The 6277-nt window shown below is 70.9% G+C and carries 4 protein-coding genes; 2 read left to right on the top strand and 2 right to left on the bottom strand.

Translation table 11 applies throughout. The annotated features are described in order from the left end of the window. Positions 1 to 154 precede the first annotated feature (154 nt). Positions 155 to 1582 carry an alkaline phosphatase family protein gene (locus tag ACIRQ9_RS14505; RefSeq protein WP_404171729.1) on the top strand — a complete coding sequence of 476 codons (1428 nt, stop codon included), beginning with the start codon at positions 155 to 157 and terminating at the stop codon, positions 1580 to 1582. 56 nt (positions 1583 to 1638) lie between these two features. On the opposite strand, the gene ACIRQ9_RS14500 is transcribed toward ACIRQ9_RS14505, so the two are convergent. Together ACIRQ9_RS14500 and ACIRQ9_RS14495 are read right to left on the bottom strand one after the other, a co-directional pair. Beyond that, complete coding sequence (locus ACIRQ9_RS14500) at positions 1639 to 3546, bottom strand: FHA domain-containing protein (protein WP_404171726.1); 1908 nt, start codon at positions 3544 to 3546, stop codon at positions 1639 to 1641. Positions 3547 to 3780: 234 nt separating this feature from the next. Further along, positions 3781 to 5394: a purple acid phosphatase family protein gene (locus ACIRQ9_RS14495; RefSeq protein WP_404171723.1), complete on the bottom strand. Its 1614-nt coding sequence runs from the start codon at positions 5392 to 5394 to the stop codon at positions 3781 to 3783. Between the two features lie 302 nt (positions 5395 to 5696). Between ACIRQ9_RS14495 and ACIRQ9_RS14490 the strand changes: the two genes are divergently transcribed. Then, a complete protein-coding gene (locus ACIRQ9_RS14490; RefSeq protein ID WP_404171720.1) occupies positions 5697 to 6170 on the top strand; it encodes a carboxymuconolactone decarboxylase family protein in 474 nt (157 codons plus the stop codon). Positions 6171 to 6277: the final 107 nt, after the last annotated feature.

Here is a 6277-nt window from a genome sequence, read left to right as displayed (position 1 = left end):
ACCGCTGGGGGCGCCGGGCCGGTTTTACCCCCCCCCCCCTTTACCCCCCCCCCCGCGGGGCCCCCCCTGGCCGGCCCGCCCGCGCCGCCCGCCGGGCCGGCCCGTCACTCCCGCACAGGTCCTCGCCGCCGAGGACTTGAGAAAAGGAGCACCCATGGCCGAGCTGACCCGTCGCCGAATTCTGGGTTCCGCCGCCGGCGCGCTCGGCGGTGCCGCCGCCCTCTCCCTGCTGCCGCCCAGCGTCCAGCAGGCCGTCGCCGCCGGTCCGCCGAAGCACGGCTCCCTGCGCGACATCGAACACGTCGTCATGCTGATGCAGGAGAACCGGTCCTTCGACCACTACTTCGGCACCCTCTCCGGTGTCCGCGGGTTCGCCGACCCGCACGCGCTGAAGCTGGACAACGGCCGGTCCGTCTTCTACCAGCCCGACACCGTCAACCCGAAGGGCTACCTGCTGCCCTTCCACCTCGACACGCACACGTCGAGCGCCCAGGCCATCCCCTCCACCAGCCACGCCTGGTCCGTGCAGCACCAGGCCTGGAACAACGGCAGGATGGACCAGTGGCTGCCGGCCCATCGCAAGGCCGACGGCGTGAACGGCCCGTACGTGATGGGCTACTACACCCGCAAGGACATCCCCTTCCACTTCGCCCTCGCGGAGACCTTCACCGTCTGCGACAACTACTTCTGCTCCGTCTTCGGCCCCACCTGGCCGAACCGGCTGATGTGGATGACCGGCAGCATCGACCCGGGCGGCACCCTGGGCGGCCCCGTCATCAGCAACGCCGCGCCGACTCCGTACCGCTGGACCACCTACGCCGAGCGCCTCCAGGCGGCCGGCGTGAGCTGGAAGGTGTACCAGGAGGAGGACGACTACGGCACCAACCTGCTGGAGCAGTTCGCGTCGTTCAAGAACGCGCAGCCCGGCTCCGACCTGTACGAGCGCGGCGTACGACCGCAGCCCCAGGGCACCTTCGAGGACGACGCCCGCAACGACCGACTGCCGACGGTGTCCTGGATCTGCCCCACCAGCTACCAGTCGGAGCACCCGAACTACCTCCCGGCCGCGGGCGCCGACTACGTGGCCGCCAAGATCGAGGCGATCGCGTCCGACCCCAAGGTGTGGCGCAAGACCGCGTTCGTCCTCACCTACGACGAGAACGACGGCCTGTTCGACCACGTGCCGCCGCCCACGCCGCCCGCGGGGACGAAGGACGAGTTCATCCAGGGCCTGCCGATCGGCGGCGGCTTCCGGGTCCCGGCCATCATCGTCTCGCCCTGGACGGTGGGCGGCTGGGTCGCCACGGAGGCCTTCGACCACACCTCCGCCCTGCAGTTCCTGGAACGCTTCACGGGCGTCGAGGAACCGAACGTCACCGACTGGCGCCGCCGGACCTTCGGCGATCTCACCAGCGCCTTCCGGTTCCGCGAGGGCCGTCCGCGCCCGCCGCGCCTGCCGCACGACACCGCCGCGCGGCTGGAGAAGGCCAAGGAGGAGGTCGCCACCCTGCCCAAGCCCACGCTCCCGCAGGCCGACCAGAGCTACCCGCACCAGGAGAAGGGCCACCGCCCGCGCACCTGAGCACCGTGCCCCCGTCGCCGCGGGAGCGGCGGCGGGGTGCCGGGCGGACGCACGTCCTACGGGTTGGCCGCCGGCTCCAGCGCGCCCACCGCGGCGGCGGCCGCGGACGAGTCCTCGCCGTAGAAGATGTCGATGTCGACCTCTTCACCGCCCATGGTCAGGGTGTCCCACGCGCCGCTGAGGACGAGCATGCGCAGCGTGGCGGGCTGCAGGGTGCGCAGGCGTTCCAGGATCGCCTCGTCGTCCGGCATCCCCTCCAGCCGCAGCGCCAGCCGGGCGCGGATGGCCTGCATGCGCTCCAGCAGCGTCTTGGTGTCCGCCTCGCGGTCGGGCTCCTCGGGGATCCCGTCGATGCCGTGGCCGATGATGTCCTTGATGGCCCAGGTGACGCCCTGGTCGTCGGTGGTGACCATGGCCTTCCAGGCCCTGCTCTTGTGCCGGTACTGGAGCATCGACATGGCCGCCTCGTGGCGCAGGAAGTCGGCGTCCCGGAACGGCCGTCCGTTCCACGCCCCGTTGAGGGACCGGGCCAGCGAGATCGCGGACGCCAGACCGCTGTTCAGGCCACGGCCCGGCCAGAAGTGGATGGAGTTGGCGGCGTCGCCGAGGAGGAAGCCGTAGGTGCCGGGCGAGTTGGCGGTCGGCGGCAGCAGCTCGGCGGAGAACCGCGGGCGCTGCACCATGTCCAGCCGGAAGCTGGTGACCGCCGACAGGTCGTCGGCCTCGACGCCGAACAGCTTCAGCCCTTCGTTGACCCGCCGCCACAGCGGCGAGCCCTTGACCAGGGCGGGCAGGAACAGCGTGCCGTGGGTCGCGCACTGGAAGTCGCCGTAGTCGTCGCGGTCCATCAGGCACGGCCGGGAGGCGATGCACTCCTCGAAGACGCGGCGGACCGGGTCGAGACCGATGACCTCGGCGGCCTCGACGTCGGTGAGCCGCATGTTCAGGAAGCCCTCGCCGCGCAGCGAGTTCAGCAGGAAGCGGTTCTGGGCGACGGTCAGCAGGACCGCCATCGGGTCGCTGAGGCCGGATTTGACGCGCAGGCCGAGGACGACGTCCTGGAGGTGGCGTCCGTCCAGCGAGTAGATGGACTCGTCGGCCTTGCCGAAGCGGGCCGCGAAGCGGTCCCGGGTGCGCGAGCGGCCGCCGTCGCAGATGGCGAGCACGTGCTGGGTGGCGAGCGCCTCCTGCTGTTCCTCCGCGTCGAACCGGGCGGGTATGAGGCGGATCCGGTCCCGCTTCTCGTTCGCCAGCTCCAGCAGCCGGTCCTCGATGTAGGCGATGCGCATGTTGCGCGGGTGGTTGTCGCCGACCGAGTCCGGGCCCGAGGGCCACATCTCGGTGAAGTGCTCGGGGTCGAAGAGACGCTCGCGGACCTCCTGCGGCCAGGCGAGGTACTGGCGGCTCTGCACCGTCACCACCTGAAGCCGTCGGACGTTGCCCTCGTCCTGGCCCTTCCAGACGACGGTACGGCCCTGCTTGCGCCACCTGCCGTCGTAGACGGTGATCTGCACCTGGGGGCCGAGGAAGTGCTCCAGGAGCAGGGCGAAGGACAGGCCGACCGGTCCGCCGCCGGCCACGGTGACCCGCAGCACGGGCCCGCGTTCGCCCTCCTCGGCGCCGTGCGTCACCGAGCGCGGGAGGGAGAGCGCCATCAGCGTCTCCATGGCGTCGGCGACCTCGAAGCGGAACTCCTGGTCGCCGAGGGAGATCTCGTCACCGGGCTGCAGCAACCGGGACTCGACCTCCTCGCCGTTGACCAGGGTGCCGTTGCTGCTCTCCAGGTCCCGCAGGACGTAGCCCTTGTCCTCGTCGAAGACGATCTCCGCGTGGAAGCGGGAGACGCTGAGGCTGGAGATGACGACGGTGTTCTCCGAGTTGCGTCCGAAGGTGACGCGGGTGTCCAGGACCGGGATGCGCTCCCCCGCCAGCAGACCTTCTAGTCCGACCAGCACCGGTGCCACGGCACTTCCTTCCACAAGCTTGTCATGTTGTTGAACCGGGGGCACCGGTCTCGCGCTCTGTCCACGGATCGCCCCTTCGGCGAGCATATACTTGCTTAACCAAGTATTTCCAGTACGCGCTTCGACACAATCCCTGCCGTTCTGGCGCGAGTTCGTCGCTTTTCGGCCAGTGTGTGATCGGCGGCGGGGAGCAGTGCGGCGGGCCGGGCGGCGGCCGCCCGGCCCGCACGGGGATCAGCGGCCGTGGCCGTCGGAGCGCTTGCGGTGCAGGGTGAAGTTCTCGAAGACGGACAGGTCGCCGTTCGGCTTGTTCACGTTGTAGTAGGTGACGTGCATCCGGGTGGTGTCACCGGGGTGCCGGCCCGGGTCGACGGTGAAGGCGGCGAAGCCGTAGGGGTGTTCGGTGTCCCGGACGCCCACCCAGACGGCCTGCTCCTTCACATAGGTCGAGGTGCGCTTGCCGTTCGAGCCGGGGGCCGCCGACACGGCGGTGATCACCTTGCCGGTGCCGTCGGTGAAGAACTTCTCGTTCGTGGTGCCCGAGACACCGCCGCCGCCGAGGATCATGTGCACGGTGCCGAGACCGGCGTCGATGTCGTCGGTGGCGTGCGAGACCGGGTTCGGGGTGAGGGTCTCGCTGCCGGCCACCACGCCGTGCACGGCCAGCGAACGCTCGTAGTTGTGCTCGTGGCCGCAGAGCACCAGGTCGACGCCGTAGCGGTCGAACAGCGGGCCGTACTTCTCGCGCAGGCCGAGGTCCGCCCCGTTGGCGTCCGAGGAGCTGACCATGACCTGGTGCATGGCCACGACCACCCAGTCGACGTCCTTCGAGGAGCGCGCCGCCTTCAGCTCCCGCTCCAGGAAGGCGAGCTGGCGGCCGCCCGAGTAGCCGCTGATGTAGACGTCACCGCCGTCCTGGAGGCAGTTGTCGTCGTTCTGCAGCACGATCACCCGCACCGAGCCGGCCGTGAACGCGTACCACAGGCCCGCGAGTTCGGGGTCCGTCTCGGTGGACGGCAGGGAGAAGTAGGCCTGGTAGGCACCGAGGCCGAGCGGGCCGTTGGCCTTCTCGATCTCGTGGTTGCCGGCCGCCGGCATCCAGGGCCGGAAGCGGGCCGAACGGGTGTTGTTGGTGAAGAAGTTGTTCCACGTCCGCACCCGGTCCACGTCCAGGTTGGCGTAGCAGAGGTCGCCGTTGAGGAGGTGGAACAGCGGGGCGACCTGCTCGATCCCGGTGACGATGTCCTTCGTGGCGGGCGTGGAGTTGGCGTCCAGGGCGACGGTGCCGTCGGCCGCCCAGGTGACCTGCGGGGCGGACTGGTCGCCGAAGCTCGTGAAGGTGACCGGCCGGCGTCCCCGCGGAGCCGTGCGGAACGTACCGCTGTCGGGGGCCGCCCCCTCGTGCGCGGCGAGGTAGAGGTAGTCCGTGTCCGGGGCGAGCCCCTTCAGCGGAGCGTGGTGGACGTAGACGGTGCGGTTCGAGGTGCCGTCGACGTACGTGACGGTCGTGGCCTTCTTGCTGGAGCCGAATCCGTGCTCCAGGGTGCCGTAGCGCACGACGGGCTTGCGCACCGGACGGTCCGTGATCCACGAGACCGTCATCTGGGTGCGCGGGTCGGCCCCGAAGGTCAGGTGCAGGCCCTGGACGGGCGGTGCGCCGGAGGAGTCCGCGGTGAGGTGGAAGGCCGGGGCCGCGTTCGACGCGGCCTGCGCCGTGCCGGTGCCGAGCAGCCCGGTGGCGGCGACGCCCGCCCCCGCGGTGCCGAACAGGCCCAGCGCGTGGCGACGGCTGAACCCCTCCGCCTCGGATGCCGATCTGTCCTGTGTCGAGTCTGCCTGTGTGGTCATGACGCCCTCCCGGCGAACAGCTGAGCTGACAACGACCGCACCCTGGCCCAGCCCAACTGCCCCCACGTGAACGGCACATGGCCACACGGTCATCACCTGGCCGGCAGCACGGCGGCAGGACCGGCGCCCGCCCTCCCGCCGACCGCGGACCGCACCGGTCCCGGCCGGCCCTCGCCCTGGTCCCGGCCCGCGCCGGACGCCCGGAGCGGCGACTGAGACCCAGGTCACACGGGGCTTCCTGTCACACATCGCGTCCCGCGCCGGTCATCCGGGTGTATCCACCGCCCAGCAAGGAGACCACCGTGGAATCGCGACTCGACTACTTCGGCCACCCGCTCGCCGGAAAGGTTCTGAAGCACATCAACTCGGCCGGCAAGGCGGTCTCGGACTCGACGCTGCCGGCCACGGTCCAGGAGCTGGTGAAGATCCGCGCGAGCCAGATCAACGGCTGCGGCTTCTGCACCGACATGCACATCAAGGAGGCCTCCGTGGCCGGGGAGACCGCGCAGCGGCTGAACCTGGTCGCGGTCTGGCGCGAGGCGACGGTGTTCACCGAGGCCGAGCGCGCCGCGCTGGAGGTGGCCGAGCAGGGAACCCGGATCGCCGACGCGGCCGGTGGCGTCTCCGACGAGGCGTGGGCCGCGGCCGCCAAGCACTTCGACGAGGAGCAGCTCGTCGCCCTGATCTCGCTGCTCGCGATCATCAACGCCTACAACCGCATCAACGTCGTCAACCAGCAGCCCGCCGGCGACTACCAGCCCGGCCAGTTCGGGTGACCGACGCCCGCAGCGGCGGGCGGGGGGGGGCCCCCCCCCCGGGGGGGGGGGGGGGGGGCCGCCCCCCCCCCCCCCCCCCCGCTCGGCCTGCGGTCGTTCAGTGCGGG

The organism is Streptomyces sp. NPDC101237, assembly GCF_044767465.1.
Taxonomy (GTDB): Bacteria; Actinomycetota; Actinomycetes; order Streptomycetales; family Streptomycetaceae; genus Streptomyces; species Streptomyces gramineus.
The sequence above is the reverse complement of the archived record's forward strand: the minus strand, read 5'-3'. Positions and strand labels throughout refer to the sequence as shown.